14 protein-coding genes are annotated in these 21,153 nt (G+C 36.3%); 5 read left to right on the forward strand and 9 right to left on the reverse strand.

Going from position 1 to position 21,153, the window contains the following annotated elements:
• Positions 1-176 precede the first annotated feature (176 nt).
• The 3 genes from HMPREF9699_RS04910 to mtaB all read right to left on the reverse strand — a co-directional run bounded on the left by HMPREF9699_RS04910 (position 177) and on the right by mtaB (position 5,201).
• Complete coding sequence (locus tag HMPREF9699_RS04910; protein ID WP_002662902.1) at positions 177-1,682, reverse strand: T9SS type A sorting domain-containing protein; 1,506 nt, start codon at positions 1,680-1,682, stop codon at positions 177-179.
• Positions 1,683-2,088: 406 nt separating this feature from the next.
• Positions 2,089-3,603 carry an FMN-binding glutamate synthase family protein gene (locus HMPREF9699_RS04915; RefSeq protein WP_002662903.1) on the reverse strand — a complete coding sequence of 505 codons (1,515 nt, stop codon included), beginning with the start codon at positions 3,601-3,603 and terminating at the stop codon, positions 2,089-2,091.
• A 260-nt stretch (positions 3,604-3,863) separates the two neighbouring features.
• Positions 3,864-5,201: a tRNA (N(6)-L-threonylcarbamoyladenosine(37)-C(2))-methylthiotransferase MtaB gene (gene mtaB / locus HMPREF9699_RS04920; protein WP_002662904.1), complete on the reverse strand. Its 1,338-nt coding sequence runs from the start codon at positions 5,199-5,201 to the stop codon at positions 3,864-3,866.
• A 68-nt stretch (positions 5,202-5,269) separates the two neighbouring features.
• On the opposite strand from mtaB, the gene dusB reads away from it, so the two are divergent.
• On the forward strand, positions 5,270-6,259 hold the full coding sequence (dusB, locus tag HMPREF9699_RS04925; protein ID WP_002662905.1) for a tRNA dihydrouridine synthase DusB: 990 nt from the start codon (positions 5,270-5,272) through the stop codon (positions 6,257-6,259).
• Here dusB and HMPREF9699_RS04930 read toward each other — a convergent pair whose 3' ends face one another.
• On the reverse strand, positions 6,260-8,647 hold the full coding sequence (locus HMPREF9699_RS04930; protein WP_002662907.1) for a TonB-dependent receptor: 2,388 nt from the start codon (positions 8,645-8,647) through the stop codon (positions 6,260-6,262). It abuts the gene before it with no gap.
• A 267-nt stretch (positions 8,648-8,914) separates the two neighbouring features.
• On the opposite strand from HMPREF9699_RS04930, the gene HMPREF9699_RS04935 reads away from it, so the two are divergent.
• The 4 genes from HMPREF9699_RS04935 to HMPREF9699_RS04950 are packed head-to-tail and all read left to right on the forward strand — an operon-like array spanning position 8,915 to position 14,013.
• A complete protein-coding gene (locus HMPREF9699_RS04935; protein WP_002662910.1) occupies positions 8,915-10,396 on the forward strand; it encodes an ankyrin repeat domain-containing protein in 1,482 nt (493 codons plus the stop codon).
• A 5-nt stretch (positions 10,397-10,401) separates the two neighbouring features.
• Complete coding sequence (locus tag HMPREF9699_RS04940) at positions 10,402-10,872, forward strand: DUF2271 domain-containing protein (protein WP_002662912.1); 471 nt, start codon at positions 10,402-10,404, stop codon at positions 10,870-10,872.
• Entirely contained in the window at positions 10,872-13,025 is a 2,154-nt protein-coding gene (locus tag HMPREF9699_RS04945) for a PepSY domain-containing protein (protein ID WP_002662914.1), read from the forward strand. The genes HMPREF9699_RS04940 and HMPREF9699_RS04945 overlap by 1 nt, the downstream gene beginning before the upstream one ends.
• Positions 13,026-13,047: 22 nt before the next feature.
• Complete coding sequence (locus tag HMPREF9699_RS04950; RefSeq protein ID WP_002662917.1) at positions 13,048-14,013, forward strand: FAD:protein FMN transferase; 966 nt, start codon at positions 13,048-13,050, stop codon at positions 14,011-14,013.
• A gap of 315 nt (positions 14,014-14,328) precedes the next feature.
• On the opposite strand, the gene porN is transcribed toward HMPREF9699_RS04950, so the two are convergent.
• The 5 genes from porN to glmS form a co-directional block, all read right to left on the reverse strand.
• Positions 14,329-15,261 (reverse strand): type IX secretion system ring subunit PorN/GldN, encoded by a 933-nt coding sequence (gene porN, locus HMPREF9699_RS04955; protein ID WP_002662919.1) that lies wholly within the window; start codon positions 15,259-15,261, stop codon positions 14,329-14,331.
• A gap of 18 nt (positions 15,262-15,279) precedes the next feature.
• Positions 15,280-16,866: a type IX secretion system motor protein PorM/GldM gene (gene porM, locus HMPREF9699_RS04960; protein WP_002662920.1), complete on the reverse strand. Its 1,587-nt coding sequence runs from the start codon at positions 16,864-16,866 to the stop codon at positions 15,280-15,282.
• Between the two features lie 34 nt (positions 16,867-16,900).
• On the reverse strand, positions 16,901-17,596 hold the full coding sequence (porL, locus tag HMPREF9699_RS04965) for a type IX secretion system motor protein PorL/GldL (RefSeq protein WP_002662923.1): 696 nt from the start codon (positions 17,594-17,596) through the stop codon (positions 16,901-16,903).
• A 45-nt stretch (positions 17,597-17,641) separates the two neighbouring features.
• Positions 17,642-19,063, reverse strand: coding sequence for a T9SS ring complex lipoprotein PorK/GldK (gene porK / locus HMPREF9699_RS04970; protein ID WP_002662925.1), 1,422 nt, complete (start codon positions 19,061-19,063; stop codon positions 17,642-17,644).
• Positions 19,064-19,294: 231 nt separating this feature from the next.
• Positions 19,295-21,148 (reverse strand): glutamine--fructose-6-phosphate transaminase (isomerizing), encoded by a 1,854-nt coding sequence (gene glmS / locus HMPREF9699_RS04975; protein ID WP_002662926.1) that lies wholly within the window; start codon positions 21,146-21,148, stop codon positions 19,295-19,297.
• Positions 21,149-21,153 lie beyond the last annotated feature (5 nt).

Raw genomic sequence — 21,153 nt, forward strand, 5'->3', positions numbered from 1 at the left:
AAGATAGTAAAACACTATGTATTTGTACTGCTTAGCATGATTTTTAAAAAAAACGCTTAGTTTTGGTTCAAAGTAATTTGAAGTCCAAAATCTTTCCACAAAACATAAAGAAAAGATACATAATAAAAAATCGCCTCACAGGTGAGACGATTTTATCACAACTAATTAAAAATCTATTATTTTTTAATTGCTTTTACAGAAGATGTAGAGCCATCTTTATGTTTCAGTACAAGAACATACATTCCTGGAGTAAGCCCTCCCAGATTTGCTACATTCCCTTCTACCGGTAACTCTGCCACTTTTCTTCCTGTAACATCCGTTGCTACAACTGATTTTACATCCGCTCCATCAAATCTCACCACATCCACAAAAGGATTCGGAGCTATAGTGATTCCTTTCACTTTAGTGTTTACTTCACTTGTAGACAATTGTTCTCTTGTGATATGAATAGTAAAATCTCCTTCTGGATTATCTTGAGTAGAGCTAAAATGTCCTACATTGATGAAATATTCCGTACCCGCAGTAGTAGCAAAACTTACCTTTTCATTTCCTCCCTCGCCTCTACTATCGGCTCTTGCCACGCAAGTAAACGCACCACAACTTCCAGAGTACACCTGCACTTCAACATCAAAATTATCCTGAACATCAGTAATATCCACTTCATGTTGAGTGCCATCTCCTACAAACCTATACCATAATCCATCATTCATTCCATCGCTACAAATATTATTTAAAAAACCTGCATTATTGGTGGATTGTACTGCATTGGTTTGTACATAAGTGTATGGAAAATTAGACACAACTAAAGCATCAGTGCAGTCATCATTAAATGGAACTCCCGTATTAAAACTTATACTGGTACATCCTGTTGCATCTCCAATGGCATTAGTCGGAACCACAGTAGCATAATAAGTAGTATTATGTTGCAAGTTCGCAGAGCTAGGCACTTGATAGCTTAAAAAATTACTAATCTCGTTATCAATGATATCCGTACCACCTGGTGTAGTACCAATAGAAATCTTGTAGGCAGTAGCCCCTCCCACCGCGTTATAAGAAATAACAGGCGTTGCAATATTAACCACTTGTCCATCTGTAGGAGCTGTAATAGTAGTACAACTAGGAGGAACAACAACCTCTTGCTGTAGGGAAAACTCATCTATTCCCATGTAGTAATCCCCTGAACCAATTACCTTAGAAACTATTCTCATTTTAAAATCTGCTCCCACAGGAATATTTGCTGCTGGTATCGTTCCTGTTACAGCTGTACATGCTATATCATCTGTAAGAGAAATATCTGGCACAGATACCATCCATGTATTTCCTCCATCTGATGAATATTCCACAGAAAGTGTACCATTTACTACTTTTGAAGAGTTGAATTTTTTTGCTAAATACTTGAATGAGTAATTTAAATCTGTTCCGTTTGATAAATTAGATGAATAAACAAAATACCATTGTCCAGAATATACTCCATAAATATTCATGTAAACTGCTTTTGTACCATCACACGGTGTACCAGCTTTGTCTCCATACAATGGACTCCGAGTGGAAGTATGATTTTCATTTCTAAAACTAGAAAAGCCAGCTGGTAAAGTAGTCCCTTCAAAACTTTCGTTCACTAAAATTTGTGCTGAAGCACACACAGAGCCTAGTAAAAGCCCAGATAATAAAATTCTTTTCATAATGTTTTAATTTTAACTTGATACGAATATATAGATTTATTTCATATCAGCAAAATTTTATTCAAAAATAAATATAAAAAATATCAAATAAAAAACTTTAATACCATATCAATAATCATCAAATAACGCCTAAAATAAGGCAAAAATAGAATATATACTAAATTTCATTTGAGTTTAATGTATGAGACAAATCACTTGCTTAAATTCAAATTTTCATAACAAATTAACACGATTACATACACTATTTATAACAGTACTTTCATTAGTATCATTAGAATAATGAAAATATGGATTTTTTATAACTATACCATATTATTCACATTTAATTTTTCAACACAAAAAACCCCCTTTCAGAGGCATTCCTCTGAAAGGGGTAATAAGGTTAAAGGCAGAAATAAAATTATGTTTACCCTCTTTTTGTTTTCACATTATTTAAAATATCTGGGAAATATTGATCTGAAAGATGGTCAAATTCATCTCCACGCATAAACATATCCGCATCTACTTGGTCATAGCTATCTTTACCTGCAGCTGCTATTAATTCATTACACATCTTAAGGGTATTCTTATGGAAATGGTACACTCGTTCTGTTTTATCAGTTATATCTAATCCTTTGATGAGTTTTTTATCTTGTGTGGCCACTCCCGTAGGGCATGTGTTATTATTACATCTCAGTGCTTGGATACATCCCAAAGAGAACATAAATCCTCTAGCATTGTTACAAATATCCGCTCCCATAGCTATAGCTCTGAGGATATCCAATGCTGTAAGCACCTTACCGCTGGCAATAATTTTCATTTTATCCCTCAAGCCATAGTTGGTCAAAGTTCTATTTACAAAGATTAATGCAGGCTCTAATGGCATCCCTACTCCATCAGAAAATTCAGGCGGTGCAGCCCCTGTTCCTCCTTCGGCACCATCTACGGTAATAAAGTCGGGATAAATTTTCAGTACATTCATCTGATTACAGATATCTTCAAACTCTTTAGTATCGCCCACACATAGCTTAAACCCAACGGGCTTACCCCCAGAGAGCTCACGCAATTGTTGCACAAATCGGAGCAATCCTGCTGCATCCGAGAAAGCACTGTGTCCAGGTGGAGAAAGAATCGTTTTCCCTGGTTGTACATGTCTTATTTTAGCAATTTCTGGCGTATTTTTCTGTCCTGGAAGTACTCCTCCATGCCCTGGTTTAGCTCCCTGAGATATTTTTATCTCAATCATTTTTACGCTTTCTTTTTGGGCATTTTCCGCGAAAGTTTTAGGGGCAAAATTACCTTCATCATCTCTACAACCAAAGTAGCCGGTACCAATTTGCCAACATAAATCTCCTCCATTAAGGTGATACGGAGAAATACCTCCTTCCCCCGTGTTATGGTAAAAATTCCCTTTTTTAGCCCCTCTGTTTAGTGAAATCTGTGCCCGATCACTCAAAGAACCAAAACTCATAGCAGAAATATTAAACAATGATGCACTATAAGGCTTTGAGCATTGCTCATTTCCTACCATGATTCTCGGTAATTCTTTTTTAGGAATTTTAGGATAGATAGAATGTTTTATCCCTTCATATTTTCTATGGTTAATGTCCAGCTGAGTACCAAACGCTACCGTATCGCTAATGTTTTTCGCTCTTCTGTACGCTGCAGAACGCTGATGCCTAGGGAAAGGCTTTCCATCGGTTTCTCTTTCTATAAAATACTGCTGAATTTCTGGAGAAATACTCTCAAAGAAATAACGAAAATAGCCTAAAACTGGGAAATTCCTCAGTATGGCATGCTTGGCCTGAAAAGCATTATACAGTCCCAAAATATAAACACAAGTGAGCAATATCGGTATCCAATAATGCGCCTTGATAAGCCATGCTATTGCCAAAGTAAAAGCAATAACAATGGGACCCAGTACAAGAAATTGTTTCCTCATAATGTTACGAATAATTGATTATAAAATTGTTACTAAGAAGCTATCTCGACTTATTTGATAACAATAATCATTAACAAGTAAAGAAAATTAAGTATAATAATCTTTTTATTAAAAATCTATAAATGGGATTATGAGAAATGTTTAGCCCAATGAATTTCATTATTTTTTGATACTTTATCGATGTTTTAAACTTTGGCGAACTGCTTTGAAATAGTGAGAATTGAGTAAAATAAAAAGTCAAGATGAGTTCTAATATTAATTTATATTTTTTCTAAAAAAAGGTCAAAATCTGCATGAACAGACACACTGCCATCTTCTTCTATTCTATTCAGTTTCAATACTTCTACTTTATTCACCGAATTACTATCAAAAGGTTTCTGCACTCTCACATAATTCTCTGTAAATCCGTACATTTTCCCATCTTTATTCTCATGTTCCCAAAGAATAGGCAGAGATTTGCCCAGCTGTTTTTCATAGAATGCCATTTTCTTTTTTTCGGACAAAATTCTCAGCATTTTATTTCTTTTCTTTCTCTCGGGCACAGGCACTACACCGTCCATCTTTACCGCTTCTGTATTTTCTCTTTCAGAATAAGTAAACACATGAAGATAAGAGATAGGCAAATCATTCAAAAAATGGTAAGTTTCTAAAAATTTTTCTTCCGTCTCTCCTGGGAACCCCACAATGACATCTACCCCAATAGCAGCATCGGGCATCACTTCACGAATTTTCATTACTCTATCCGTATATAATTTTGTGAGATAACGGCGTTTCATTTTTTTGAGCAAATCATCACTCCCAGACTGCAATGGAATATGAAAATGAGGCACAAAGCGATGACTCCTCGATACCAACTCTATACTTTCATCCTTTAGAAGATTAGGCTCAATGGAAGAAATCCTAATTCGCTCTATACCTTCTACTTTATCTAATTCCTTGATTAAATCAAGAAAAGTGTGTTCATGTTTTTTATTACCAAACTCTCCCTTACCATAATCCCCAATATTTACTCCTGTAAGCACGATTTCTTTAATGTCTTTCTGAGCAATTTCTTTCGCATTTTTCACAATATTTTCAATGGTATCCGAACGAGATATCCCTCTTGCCAAAGGAATGGTACAATAGGTACATTTATAATCACAACCATCTTGAACTTTCAGAAAAGCCCTCGTTCTATCCCCAATAGAATAAGAACCAATGAAAAAATCTGTCTCTTCTATTTCACAAGAATGAACCGTTCCTTGATTTTCAGATTTACGCAAATCATCTAGGTAAGACAAAATATTAAATTTCTCCTTTGCTCCTAAAACTAAATCCACTCCCTCTATCTTAGAAATCTCCTCGGGCTTTAGCTGGGCATAGCATCCCACGATAACCACCAAACCATCTGGATTGGCTTTCATGGCCCGTTTAATATGAAATTTACATTCCTTATCTGCATTATCCGTTACAGAGCAGGTATTAATCACATATACGGTAGCCTTTTCATCAAAGCTCACCTTTTCATACCCCGCTTCTGTCAGCGTACGAGCTATGGTAGATGTTTCCGCAAAATTAAGTTTACAACCGAGTGTATGATAAGCAGCAGTTTTGGTCATTTTAAATCATCTAAGAATTTGCAAATTTACGAATTTCATCACAAGAGATAATATCGTATTTTTGCAACATGGTAAAAATAGGTAATATCTCACTTCCAGAGTTTCCACTTCTCCTCGCTCCGATGGAAGATGTGAGCGATCCTCCATTCAGAAAATTATGTAAAATGCACGGTGCAGACCTTATGTATTCTGAATTTATCTCTTCAGAAGGACTCATCAGAGATGCAATAAAATCTAGAAAAAAATTAGACATTTTTGACTATGAAAGACCCATCGGCATACAAATTTTTGGGGGAGATGAAGAGGCTATGGCAATGTCTGCAAAAATAGTAGATACCGTACAGCCAGACCTTGTGGACATTAACTTCGGATGTCCCGTAAAAAAAGTAGTATGTAAAGGTGCTGGTGCAGGCGTACTGAAAGATATTGACCTGATGGTGAGACTGACCAAAGCTGTGGTAAACTCTACCGATTTGCCTGTAACCGTAAAAACAAGATTGGGCTGGGATACTGCCTCTATTAATATAGATGAAGTGGCTGAAAGACTACAAGAAACAGGCATCAAAGCACTCACCATCCATGCCCGAACCAGAGCTCAAATGTATAAAGGAGAAGCCGACTGGGAGCATATTTCCCGCATTAAACAAAACCCGAATATTGAAATTCCTATTTTCGGGAATGGCGATATAGATTCCCCCCAAAAAGCTCAAGAATACCGTGAAAAATACGCATGCGATGGCATCATGATAGGAAGAGCTGCCATAGGTTATCCATGGATATTTAATGAAATAAAACAGTTTTTCAAAGACCAAACTCTCCTCCCTAAACCTACATTGGCAGACCGACTTCTCGCCGTACAACAGCACGCAGAGTGGAGCACCGAATGGAAAGGCGAAAGAACAGGATTACTGGAAATGCGTCAGCATTATAGTAATTACTTCCGTGGGATTCCTCATTTTAAAGCATACAAAAAAAGATTCTTAGAAATAGATACCCTTACGGATATGAAAGAACTCATCCAAGAGGTAATTGAAAACTACACCGAAATTGTGGAATAATTAAAATTCCACAATTATCCCAAAATAAGGCAAAGGTGTGGTACGATCTGGTGTATCCATATTCAGCTGATAGCGTTGCTGGGAAGGTAATGCAGAAGGATTGGCAATAATACCATTCCCTTGTGTATCTCGTTCTAATGAAACTACAGGTAATATACTTGGATTTTTAGAGCCATATACATTCACAATGTCCATATAAGCTGTCAGTTGCCACTTGGAAAATATCCATTTTTTTTCAGCACGAATATCCAATTGATGCACGGCGTTTCCTCTCAAAGAATTTTGTCTAGAGTAGTCATATACAGGAGCATTATTGATATTCCAAATATTCACCAGTCCACTGGTCATGATATCATAAGGCGTTTGTGGAAATCCTGATTGCATTCTAAATCGGGCACCTAAGTTCCAATTTCTACCTAAATACTTTCCTGCCGTTAAAGATACGATATGCCTTGTATCCCAGCTCGATGGCAATAAATTCCCCACAGCATCGCTAAACTTAGAATAGCCAAAAGTATAGGCCGCAATACCATAAAAATTATTTACCGTTCTTTTTTGTGCTAAAATCTCCACTCCATAGGTTTCTCCCACTCCTCGGCTATCCAATGCTTCGGCACCAATGACCCCAAAATCAGAGCCTAAATTTGCCATAGAGACACCATTTCTAAGTGAGAAAGGATAGTTTTTATATTTTTTATAATAAGTCTCTGCCGTAATTCTCAGCTGGTTCTTCCCCTTGTACTCTAGCCCTGCTACCACTTGAGCATTTTGGATGTATTTCAATGTATTTTGGTTCACCAAAACACCCTTTTGCATGAATCCCATGGCGGTATATGCAGGTTTCATAAAATACTGCCCTGCATTAAAGTTCAGGCTCCATTTCGGAGAAAGTGCGTATCTTAAGGAAAGCCTTGGTGAAAACTGTTTCAAAGGATTATTCATCATCCGTGAATATGAATTCCCATCTACCCTTAACCCTACGGAAACCTGCAACTGATCATCTAACAATTTAGTATTCCCCTGAAAGTAAGCCCCGTACTCCACCAATTCTACATCGGTTTGATATTCATCTTTTAAGACCCCCGTAGCAGTTACCCTATTGACCAAAGAAGTATTTCTATAATTGGCGAAATTAACATTCGTCCCTGTACTCATCTGATAATCTCCGAGACGGAAATTTCTATCTATACGCATTTTATTTTCCACCTCTTGCGAATCATAATCTAACAAAAGATTTTCAGGAGTTTCTCTATTTCGGTAGTATTTTTTTGCTTTATTATCCAGCATATTTCTACTCATGGTAAAGAGCCAGTTTCCATTCTCTGTAAGGTGTCTATATCCTGCTCCTATGGTATAATTCCATTGGGGTGTAACGGGCAGTCTTTCTATCAAAGAGAGATTATAAGGCGTATTTTTTGCATTTTGGTTAAAAGTAAACTCATCTATTGCCCCTATACCGATGAAATAAAGTTCATCTCCGCTTTGGTATTTCTTAGCAATCTTAATATTCGTATCATAATACGAAGGCAAAAATGGCAAACCGATGGCTTTAAAAAGAAGCTGTAAATTAGATTTTCTTACTGAGAAAAGTCCTGTCCAGCTTTGATCTTTAGACAAAGGACCATCTGCCATGATTTGCATATCATCCAGCCCTAAAATCACTTTATAGCCCATCTTATCTTTTCGGGCATTTTTAAGATTAAACTCAAAAAGAGAAGACAGTGTTCTATTTCTTTTGGCAGGAAAAGCACCGCTATAAAAATCCACATCTTTAATAAAATCTACGGTAAGAATACCTCTTGGCCCACCACTTGCTCCTTGGGTTTGAAAGTGATTAATCACAGGGACCTCTATTCCATCTACAAAAAATGTATTCTCTGATGAGGCACCTCCACGGATGAATAAATCATTTCTAAAAGTTGCCGTAGTTCCTACACCTGGCAGAGAAAGCATTGCTTTGGAAACATCACGATTAGAACCTGGATTTTTCTGCACCTCTTCACTAGAAATATTTCTAAGAGAGACAGGACTTTCAGGAGTAGTTTTATATACTTTTCTGGAAATGACTACTTCTCCTATGGCTCTGGTATTATTTTTCTTAAGCCCAATGGAATGCAAGATATTCTGCTCAGGTAACACAGAAATATCATTCAGTGTGCCTACTTCATATCCCTCTGCCGAAATGATAAATGAATAATCTCCTGCCTCTAAGCCATCTATTTCCACACTTCCTACTCCCATCACTTCCTTTTCGGAGTTCAGTACTTGTACTTTTGCAGCAAGTGGCTGTTTAGAAAAATCATCATATATAGAAATAGTTATTTTTCCCGTTTGAGCAATAGCGAATGTGCTTACCACAGTAGCTAATAACACCAAATGTTTTCTCATTCTTAATTTGTTTTTATAATGATGCTACTTTTATGATTTCTTTGACAATCAAAAAACGAATTCATTCCAGTTGCATTATCTTTGATAATATAAACTGTACAAAGTTAAATTCATCTAAATGAATGCATGTTATTTAGAATTATTATAATTAACCATTGCCGATTAAATAAAAAAAAGTACATTTGCCCCATTATTTAAATTTAATCTAAAAAATAGATTTTCAGCCAAAGCAAAATCGCTGTTTCAATAAAAAATAAAGTATAATCTATGAAAAGAATTTTCATACTCAGTGGACTATTCGTCAATGCCTTTTTATTAGGGCAAAATAAATTTCTGAATCAAAATTACTGGAAAGCAAAGCCTACGGTAGAAACAATCAAAGCAGATATATCTGCAGGACATTCACCTTCTGAATTTAATGATGGGCTATTTGACCCTGTAACCCTTGCCATCAATAATGATGCACCTTATGAAACTATTATTTATCTCCTGTCTCAAGACGGGAACGCGGTGAATAAAGTAACTCATGATGGTAGAATTTATCTTCACTGGGCATCATTTAGAAACCGTACCGAACTGGTAGAATACCTCATCAAAGCAGGCTCTGACCTCTACGCAAAAGATACAGGTGGAAGGACGCCCTTTGATTTTGGAGCACTTGGAGGAATGACCAAAGCTACTTTTGAAAAATATTTTAACGCAGGTTATCCTGTAAAAAAATTAGATAACAATGGTGCAAATGCCTTGATGATAGCCGCTGCAAGGGATAATGAAAAACTAGAAACCACGGAGTATCTCATTTCTAAAGGACTTAGCGTAAAAGACAAAGATAAGTTCGGAAGAACCATTGTGGATTATGCTACCAGAGCAGGAAATGTAAAAACCGTAGAGGCAATGGTAAAAAAAGGCTATCCCTATACAGACCAAGCTCTGATCATGGCTGCTATGGGAATAAGAGCCACCAATAGTCTCCCTATTTTTACTTATCTGATAGAAACATTAAAAATTAACCCTGATACTACGGATAAAGAGGGTAAAAATGCACTCCACTACCTTGCAGGAAAAGACAATAGTGAAGAACAAGTAGCTTTTCTACTGAGCAAAAAAATAAATACAGGAAAGATAGACACTGAAGGAGCTTCTCCATTTCTTTCGGCAGCTAAAAGCAAAAATTTAAAAAATATCACGGCATTACTTAAATCCGAAAGGAATAAAAACCTCATCAATACGGGAAATAACCTCGCTCAAACCCCACTGATGATGGCCGCCCAATATTCTACCCCAGAAATGATGGAGTACCTCATCCTAAACGGAGCGAAAACCGATGTAAAAGACAATAAAGGAAATGGATTATTGTACTATATTACACAAAGTTATTCTCCAAGAAGAAAAGAAAGTGTACAGCATATCTCACAAAAACTAACTCTCCTGAAAAAGAATCATTTCCAATTTGGAACAAAAAATGCAAATGAAAATACACTTCTTCATTTGATAGCAGAAACGGACAATATAGAGCTGATGAAAATAGCCTTGCAATTCTCTCAAGAGGTCAATGCCCAAAATAGCCAAGGCAATACCGCACTGATGAATAATGCAATGGTAGCCACCTCTGAAAATATTATGAAACTACTCATAGAAGCAGGAGCCAATACCCAAATAGAAAATGAATTTGGAGAAACTGCTCATGCTCTGGCTTCTGAAAATGAAATTTTACAATCTAAAAATATCAATCTTAGCTTTTTAAAATAATTATAATGAATATCAAGAAAATTTTCGCAGTTGGTGCATTGTTAATGGCAAGTATTGCCTTCGGACAGAATAAATACAAATGCTTAGTACAAATGAAAAATTACCCAGGACAAGGGGCTTACATTGCGGCCTACATTGTAAATGGTAAAGGACAATTTGTAAAAACCTTACAAGTGATGGGTGATGACGAAAGATGGTATGATAGCCTCAAAACATGGCATAATGCACAAAATAAAAAAGCAGAAAAACTAGATGCCATTACAGGAGCTTCCGTTTCAGGTGGAAAAAGAAATATATTCACCATTCAAATAGATGAAAGCCTGATGAATAAGGGGAATAAAATCCGTTTTGAAAGTGCAGTGGAACATGGAGAATATGTGGCTTCTGAATTAGAGATTCCTTTGGATAAAGCTACTATTGAAGAAAAAGTAGATGGCAAAGGATACATCCGTTTTGTAAAAATAAATAGTATTTAATGACAAAGAAAATATGGAGATACAGCCACCTTGCTGTGGCTGTTATCATTTTTATTTACTTATTTATAGCGTCTATTACAGGCGCTATTTTAGGTGTACACGAGGCATTGAAACCTTCGGATAAATTTCAGGATTTCCCTATCAGTACGGTAATTGAAAAGGCACAAGAAAACTATGCTGAAATAATTTCCATAAAGAAAAATGGAGAACATCAGTTGGAAATTCAGGCGTATAATGAAGATTATGACGAAATAAAGGGAATTATTAACCCACAGACAGGAAAAATCACCGAGGGAAAAATAGAAAAAAATAAATTTATAGAGTGGATTACAGTCCTCCATCGTTCCTTATTTCTAGACAATCAGGGTAGGATGCTGGTAGGAATACTTACTCTACTATTTGTAATCGAGATGATTACAGGTTTTTTCTACATGCTAAGAATCATTCCAAAGAAAAAACATCTCTTTACCAAGTGGAACTATGGCTCTTTCCCTATGACTTTCCATCATTCCGTATCTCGATTGGTTTTCATTCCGCTCTTCATCATAGGAATTACGGGGGCTGTGCTTTTTTTCTTCCGATTCAATATCCTCCAAGAAACCCCTGCATCAGAGCAAAAACTTACCATTGAAAAAACAAAAAACAAAAGCGTAAAAGATTTTGACTTCCTGCAAAAAACCACTGTAAATCAGTTAGTATCTTTTGATTTACCTTTTGATGAATCTGAAAATTATAGAATAGAAACTACCGAAGGAAAGTACGAATTAGACTACCATTCTGGAGCAGTAGTAAGCCAAGAAGTGAATACCCCAGCTACGCAGTGGAAAACGCTTTCTTTTAATTTGCATACAGGAAAATCAAGCAATATTTGGGCGTGGGTCATTTCCCTTGCTGCACTGAGTATTCCAGGATTTATCATCACAGGGTTTATGCTTTTTGCACAGAAAAGAAAACCTACTACAAAACGCTTCTCTACTTCTCAAGAGGCAAAAGTCATCCTTCTCTACGGCTCTGAAAACGGTAGCACAAGGGAAATCGCCTACCAGTATGCTGAACAAATCCACCAACAAGGAAATAAAGTATTTCTGGGAACGCTCAATGAATGGACAGTCTTCCCCAATGCTGAAAAAATACTCCTACTCACTTCTACTTACGGTAATGGAGAAGCTCCGAGCAGTGCCGATTCTTTTTTACAAAAGTTAGAACAACAGGCACCGAATAAAGCTGTAAAAATAGGTATCATAGGTTTTGGTTCTAAGGATTACGAACATTATAATGCTTTTGCAAAAACTATTTTTAGCCAAATTCAGAATAAAGGAGAAATTGTATTTTTTGATGCCATCAATGATAAAAATACAGCGGAAATCCAAGCGGCTGAAGAAAAAATCAGAAGACATTTAGACCTTGCGGTGATTTCTAATACAAAAGAAGAAATAGAAATTCAATACCATGATGCAAAACTCATAGGTAAAACCGATATTTCTGAACGAAATGGATACACGATGCTAAATATACAAACGGACAAGAAATTTAAAAGCGGTGATTTATTGAGAGTACAGCTCCCAAACTCAGAGCTATTTAGATATTATTCCATCAGCCAATCCGAGAATAAAAATACCATTGACTTAGTAACCAAATACATTCCAAATGGTTTATGTTCTGAATATTTCAAATCATTATCTCAAGGAGCAACATTATCAGTAGCCATAGAAAAAAATGATACATTTCATTTTGAAAATGTGCCTACCATTATGATTTGCAATGGTACTGGCATCGCTCCATTCATTGGAATGATTGCACATAATCTCCAAAAAATACCTATTACGCTGTATGCTGGTTTCCGATTTAAAGAAGAAAGCACGGAAAAACTACGCCAAAGACTGGTAAATCAACAAAAAGACGGGCTTCTTTCTTCACTCTACTGGACCTACTCACGAGATGAGCAACAGCAAAGAATCACCGCCTTCATTGAAAAAGATATAGCGTCCATTATCTCCCACCTCTGCAAGGGGTATCCCGTGATGATTTGTGGAGCGTTAGAACTAAAAAATGAAGTAGAAACACTTATTTCTAATGAATTAAAAAAACAAAAAAGCACTATCACTATAGAAGATTTATATCTTAGGAAAGTATTGAAAGCCGATTGTTATTAAATTCAATACCCAAATCATTATCATGAAAAGAACATTTTCTATTTCTGTTTTGGGGAATAGGGGGATATTCCTCTTTTCTCTAATGTGCTTCCATACCATTTTCGGGCAGAAGAAAGTCAACGTGGACACTATTTTGATGGGGTCTCCGTTTCATATAGTAGTGTATCATGAAGATGAGAATTATGGAAAAATGGCCATACATGAATCCATCAAAGAAATCATTCGGATAGAAAATCTCATTTCAGAGTGGCAACCCAATACTCCCGTATCCGAAATCAATCGGTACGCTGGAAAAAAAGCCATCGCAGTTAATGATGAACTGTTTCATCTTTTGGTAATAGCTAAAAAATATAGTGAAACTTCGGAAGGAATTTTTGATATTACTTACGCCGGAATGGAAAGGATATGGAAGTACGATGGCTCCATGTCTCAAATCCCTACTGATACTCAAATCAAAAAAGCCTTAGAAGGAGTAGGAAGTCAATATTTACAACTCAACAAATCCAATAAAACCGTATTTCTCACGCATCCTAAAACAAGAATAAGCTTTGGGTCTATTGGAAAGGCGTATTCGGTACAAAAAGCCATGGAAGTATTAGGGCGTTTCGGAATAGAAAGTGCTTTAGTAAATGGCAGTGGCGATATCATGGCAATAGGAAATCCACCAAAGAAAAAAGCATGGACAGTGGGTATTTTCCGTCCTTATAGAAAAAGAAAATACAAAAAAATCCATCTTAAAAATGAAGCCATAGTAACCAGTGGAGATTATGAAAAATTCGCACTTATCGGAAATAAAAAGTATGGACATATCATTCACCCCAAAACGGGAATGCCCTCCACGGAAGTCAGTAGTGTTTCGGTAAAAGGCAAAGATGCTGTCATTGCAAATTTCCTTAGCACCACGCTGATGCTCACCAATCCCAAAGAAAGGAGAAGACTTCAAAAATTATTTCCCGATTATACCATTTGGATACAAAAAAGGAGATAATTTAGTTTTACCATAGGAATCTATTGGCTGTTAGCGAATTACTTGTTGGGACTGTTTCTAATTTCCAACATCCGGTGTCTAATATTGTTTTTTCTAGGACAGGAAATCGTCTCTCCACCATTTCTAATTTATCACTTTTTCAAATCCCTGAATCATTATACTTTTTACTTTGTACATCGTATAAGAAAACAAATCTCTAACTTCTCAATTATTTATCCCCTCTAAAAAACATAAAAACAGTACAAATATTAGAATTTGTACTGTTTTTATTATTGAATGGTATATTCTCTTAGATAAGTGGTTTATTATAAGATGTTAATAATTCCACATTTCATTTTCCATAGCGAGAATAGCTTCACGGATTCTGTTACTTTCCTCTATTTGCTCTTCTGCATTTCTCGGCACATAATCCTCTATTTTACCATCTCCCACACCGATAGATGATTTATAAATAACGGAAGAAAACCTCCTTGCATTGATTACATCATCAAAACTAATATCTGCGGAAGCATTTTTACCATTGTAAATCATATTATTGGCAAGCACTTCCCTCGCACTTGGATAATAAATCCAGAAAAGGTCAATAAGTTCATTTGCCCCAGCCAATGGTTGTCCGTCAGGACCTACTCTTCCTTGAATTGTAGGGTCTGGTCCCATTGCAGCAATACCAAGTGGTCTGTATTTCATCTGTCCATCTCTGGTATCTATGAACCACATTCCGAAGATTTTAATCATCTTCACCTTATCCGTTTTAGTTTCGCTGATATCAGTGTACTGACGCACTTCCTCTGGAGTCAATTGTCTCCCAGATTCCAAGATATCCAATGCTGCATCATCTAATCTTTCGTACACCAAACGCTGACGGATACCCTCTGGGGAAAGCTTCATAGTAAAATCTTCATCATCATATACCTCTTTTATTTCTCCGCTAAGTGCGGCATCTAAAAGTACATTATACAATGATTTATTTTGCCTAGAAAAGCTATTTTCCATGTTGTAATAGAAAGGCTGATTAATTTTATCATTCAAATCTATTACCTCCCATACATATACACTTTTGAAAATATCCTTCTCATCTATATAGCCGTAAGACAATGGAGTAATCCTATTTGATTTTCCATCTGCTTTAGCTTTAGAGTTTTCTTCTCTTTGTTTTCTAAACTCTTCTGGAGATTTCGCATTGAGAATAGATTGAGAGAAAGCCCATCCTGCTACAAAAACCATTAGGGTACTTACATATTTTTTCATAATTCTTATTCCTAATTATTATTGAACATTAATTTGAATACTTGAAGCCTCACGACCAGGTGCTACAGGAATACCTTGAGCGGTATATTTAATCGCATAGATGGATACTACATCTCCAGATCTTAGATTGCTTACTGCACCTCTTACAGATTCCAGTGAATTTCCGGTTACCGGTATCGCAGCTCTTCCTGGAACTTTCAGCAAGAAACTGGTTACATTAAATGAAACTGGGAAGTCAAAATCTGGAAGTGCTACTGCTACGATTTGATTTGCAATAGAAGATGCTGGCATACTAAGTACATTTTTACCACGAATCTGTCCATTTGGTGGAGGTACATTTTTGATTCTAAAATCAAAAGTTTTGCTCGTTGTTCCTCTTGGTCCTGTTCCTGAAATGGTTACTTTCACTAAATTTCCAGTTCCTGGAACTACCGTCCATTTTCCTGGTCCAGTACTTTTCACCTTCGCTCCCTGTGCAGTTAATGAAAGTCTAGAATTGTCCACTCCAAGGATAGCTCCCGAAATTGGGTTTTCTAATCCACGATACATTACATTCATCTTATCTGCAGTTACCACTGCTCCTGTTTCGTATTGTACTTCTTTCTGTCCTGCAATTACATTATAAGTATGCGTGTATGGAATTTCTAATGGTTTTCCGTCTGCCATACTTACCGTAATGGTACCACTAAGTGTTTTGGTTCCCAATCCGCTTGTATTCAATCCAATGATTCCTTTACCATTTTCAGTTTGGCTTACTCCTGAAATTTTGATTTTATCACTATTAGAGTAAGATGCCAGATATACAGTAGCTTCTGCCTTAGTACCTTGCACCACATCTACTGGGGCTTTTACCACAGCGTCATAATTATTAAACTTAATGGTAGCATCTACTTTTTCTCTAAGCATTAATGCCAATGCATCTGACTGTACATTTCTAGCATCATTCTGGATGATTTCAAGATTAGAAAGCGTAGCGATTAATGACTGATGGTAAAATTTATTCTGTAACCAAGACTTATCTTCAATAGGATTTTTCTGTTTATACTCTGTGATGAGTGATTTATTCGCTCTATCCACCAAAGATTTTAGATTACCGTTATTAGCAAAAGTTTTGTTGATATAATTTCTTACATCATCCATCATTGCCATCATTTTCTTAGCATTATCAGTAGGTTTCCCCTCTTCTCCCTTTGCAAAGAAATATCTTGTAGGAATTTCATTATTATTCAGCTGAGAAAAACTTTCAGAAAGATCTATCGGTTTTCCATCTTCAGTTTTTTCAGAAAACTCAGACTCTTTTTTTAGAGTAGTTTTAATATTTTCCACATATCCTACCAAAGCATCTATCTTATTTTTCAATACTTTATACTGCTCATAAGGTTCAGCATAAGTATCGGGTACTGTTTCTGCTTTCGCTTTTAATGTTTCTTCAAAAATCCCTGTGTTTTTTTCCTCTGTCAATAGACGAGTTTCATTAAGAGATTTGGTAGATTCATAATAAGAGCGGATAATCTCTGCATCAATATTGAGTGCCATCATCGCGATGAAAACCAAATACATGAGGTTAATCATCTTCTGACGCGGTGTCTGTTTTCCTTGTGCCATATTTTTACAATTTTATTAATGAAACAAGGACTATTTATGATTTCATTGCTGAAAGCATACCACCGTACACTCTATTCAAATTATTAAGATTGTGGGTAAGCCCCGCCAATTCTTCATTGAATTTTTCAGATTGAGCTGCAGATTTTTCAAGGTCAGCCACATATTTTTGGTTGTACTCCGCCTGTTTTTGACCGTATTCTAACTGAAGTGCATACAGCTGGTTCATTCCTTCCATATGCTGTGCTGCACGGTTCAGCTGCTCATTGTATTTATGTGTAGAAGCAGATACATCTACCGTTTGATTAATTTGATCTACAGAACCAGAGAACTTTTCTATTCCTGTACGCAATCTTTCGAAAAGGCTTACATCTAGCTTGGCTTCTTCCAGCATTTTATCTAGTTTTTCTGAAAGTCCATCTCTCATTTCTGCTACCAAAGTATTGTTACTACTTCTTGCCCCCAATGTAGAGTGTGCAGGATTAGGAGTAGCATCTTTATCTAAAAGTTCTGGATATACATTTTCCCATGCGTAAGATTCTTCGGATTTCGGAGGGTCAAAAGCAAATATGATAAAAATAATAGCTTCTGTTACTAGTCCAATGGTTAATGCCGCATTACCTGTAATTGGTCCCAAGTTAATATGTGTAATTTTAAGCCATGCTCCTAAGATTACTACTGCAGCACCCATGGAGTAAAAAAAGTTCATCCAAGCTTCTTTTGTTTTGAACATAGTTTTGAGTTTTAATTGTTATGAAATAGTGTATTTGTTTTTTATCTATCTTCTACGAGACTTTACTGCTCCCTCAGGGATATCCTGTACTGTTCTGAAACCGATATAGCTTCTTGCAGAGTCTTTTCTTTCCCAATCACGAGTTCCAGTCATAAGCATATAGCCTATGTCTTTCCATGAGCCACCTCTCACAGATTTACGCGTATCATTGTTTCTTTTAGTAGTAGGATTCAATGAGTTAGTAAACTGATATGAAGAATTATCATATTGTGAATCAGTCCATTCTGCTACATTTCCTGCCATATCAAAAAGTCCATAATCATTCTTACGGAATTTTTTCACTGGTGCGGTGAATGTATAGGTTCCTGTTTTCTCATCTTCTACATAGTTTCCTCTTTTCGGCTTAAAGTTAGCCAAATAGCATCCTCTATCGTCCACTAAATAAGGACCTCCCCATGGATAGCTTGCATTTTGTCTTCCACCTTTTGCTGCATACTCCCATTCTACTTCGGTAGGAAGTCTAAAACGCATTGGTCTTTGTTTCTTTTTCTTTAGACTTTCATTATAGTCCGATTTAAGTTTCGTTCTGAAATCACAGTACGCTCTGGCTTGATCCCAAGTTACACCTACCACAGGATAATCTTTGTATGCTTTGTGCCAGAAGTATTGTTCAAACAATGGTTCGTTATAAGTATATTTAAAATCTTTCACCCAAACCGTAGTATCTGGATAGATGGCCAAACTTTCTCTTTTTAGGAAGCCTCCGTAACGAGAATTTTCTTGAACTGCCGTATTATGATCTTCCCATACATAAGAATACTTCAATTTAGAAGCATCTATCATTCTTTCTCCTCTGTATCTTTGAGCCACAGGAATGTACATAGACTCTATTACCTCTGCATATTCTACATCTGGGTAATTATTGGTATTCCAATGAAGTGGTACTCTCCAGTTCAGTTTTTTATTAGGATCGTAGCCAGAGTCATCTCCTCTCCCTCCTTGAGATTCTAGCCACTCTTGGTAAGGGCTTAGCTCTTCATCTTCTTCACGAATCAGATATGCATAGTCTCCTATACTTTGTCCATTTCCTGCTTCTTCACCACCTTCACCAGCAGCTTCTGCTAATAAAGTTCTTGCGATGGAGTCTCTTACATATTTAATAAACTCTCGGTATTCACCATTAGTAGTTTCCGCTTCATCCATAAAGAAAGAAGAAACGGTAACCGTTTTTAAATTTGCTTTTTCTGGAGTATCTGATAAATCTTGGTCAGCAAGTCCTACTACAAAAGATCCTCCCGGAATGGATACCATTCCATACGGTCTTTCGGCCACGAAACTTTTTGATTTTTCTCGAGGGATAAGTTCCCCTCTCACACCAGGTTTACCAGCGGATCCTCTGCCACCACCTGAGCATGAAACAACAGCAACTAATGATGCTCCTGCTACAATGTGAAATATCCTTTTCATGTTAATTTTTCTTATTTAGCTGTAAATATATAATTTTTTCTGATATGTATTAATAGATTTTTCTAAAAAAAATAAATACTTCTAAAAATAATTGTTTTATTTTTTTTACTTACAATCCACTAATACTATTTTATATTATTGATTTACAAAATATTAATCAATATATACATTGTAAAACGGAGTATTAAAAAATCATTAACATTTTTTAATACTCCGTTTATATTTTGAGCCTTACTCCACTGTTACTGATTTTGCCAAATTCCTCGGCTGATCTACATTTGCTCCTCTGAATACTGCTATATAATATGCCAATATTTGCATAGGAATAGCGGCTACTATAGGAGAGAAACACTCGGAAGTATCTGGAATTTCAATAACATGATCTGCTATGCTACTTACCTGTTCATCTCCTGGGTTTACAATAGCTATGATTTGTCCTTTTCTCGCTTTAATCTCTTGTACATTGCTCACTATCTTATCATAGTGTCCTCTCTTAGGAGCTACAATTACGATAGGCATATTTTCATCTATCAATGCTATAGGTCCATGCTTCATCTCTGCTGCTGGATATCCTTCTGCATGAATATAGGAAATTTCTTTGAGCTTCAAAGCTCCTTCTAGAGCCGAAGGATAATTATACCCTCTACCTAAGTATAAGAAATTGGTAGCATCTACATACTGCTTAGCAATTTCTTTACAGATATTGTGACTGTTTTTAAGTACTTCTTCTATCTTTTTAGGAATTGCATCTAATTCTGCTGCGAGCTGAGTAAATTCGGCATTACCTAGTTTACCATTATGCTTTCCTAATTTTAATGCTATTAAAGAAAGTATAGTAAGCTGAGCAGTAAATGCTTTGGTAGATGCTACTCCTATTTCGGGTCCTGCATGCGTATAAGAACCTGCATCCGTAATACGAGCTATAGAAGAATCCACCACATTGCATATACCATAGATGAACGCTCCTTTTTCTTTTGCTAAACGAAGTGCTGCCAAAGTATCTGCCGTTTCTCCCGACTGAGAAATAGCAATAACCACATCTTTCTCTGTAATAATAGGGTTTCTGTATCTAAATTCCGAAGCATATTCCACCTCTACTGGAATTCTTGCAAACTCTTCAATAAGGTATTCTCCTACCAAGCCTGCATGCCAAGAAGTACCACAAGCAATGATAATGATTCTTCCTGCATTGTTAAATCTTTCAAGGTGGTCCCATATCCCAGCCATCTTAATAACTCCTTCATTTACTAAGAGTCTTCCTCTAAGCGTATCTTGAATAGATTTAGGCTGTTCAAAAATTTCTTTCAGCATAAAATGCTCATATCCTCCTTTTTCTATCTGCTCTAAACTCAATTTCAATTCTTGTATAGGAGCTTCCACTTTGGTATTATCCACAATGACACGAATATCTACCCCATCTTTTAGGCTAATGGTTGCCATATGCCCTTCTTCTAGATAAATAGCCTCTTTAGTAAATTCCACGAACGGTGATGCATCCGAAGCAATAAAATACTCTTTTTCCCCTAGTCCTATTGCCAAAGGAGAACCCAAACGAGCTACTACCATGATTCCTGGATAGTCTTCATGCATTACAGAAATAGCATAAGCACCATACACTTCATTGAGTGCATAACGAACAGCAGTAGGAAAATCAATTTCCGTCTGTGTTTCCATAATGTATTGAATCAGATTGACCAATACTTCTGTATCTGTTTCTGACTGGAATGTATATCCTTTAGAAATGAGCATAGTCTTTATGGTATCATAATTTTCAATGATTCCATTATGTACCAAAGCTATTTTCCCATTATTAGAAACATGAGGGTGTGAATTAGTATCACTAGGCACGCCATGTGTAGCCCACCTAGTATGTCCTATTCCGAAAGAAGCTCTTCCCTTCATATTTTCGGAAATACCTACCAAATCATCTACTTTCCCTTTGGTTTTTACCACATTAAAATGACCATTATTCTCAGCAGTAACTATTCCCGCACTGTCATATCCTCTATATTCTAATCTTCTAAGCCCATTGATAACAATATCATAAGCATCTCTAAAACCTGTATATCCTACAATTCCGCACATATTTT

This window comes from Bergeyella zoohelcum ATCC 43767, from assembly GCF_000301075.1.
Lineage (GTDB): Bacteria > Bacteroidota > Bacteroidia > Flavobacteriales > Weeksellaceae > Bergeyella > Bergeyella zoohelcum.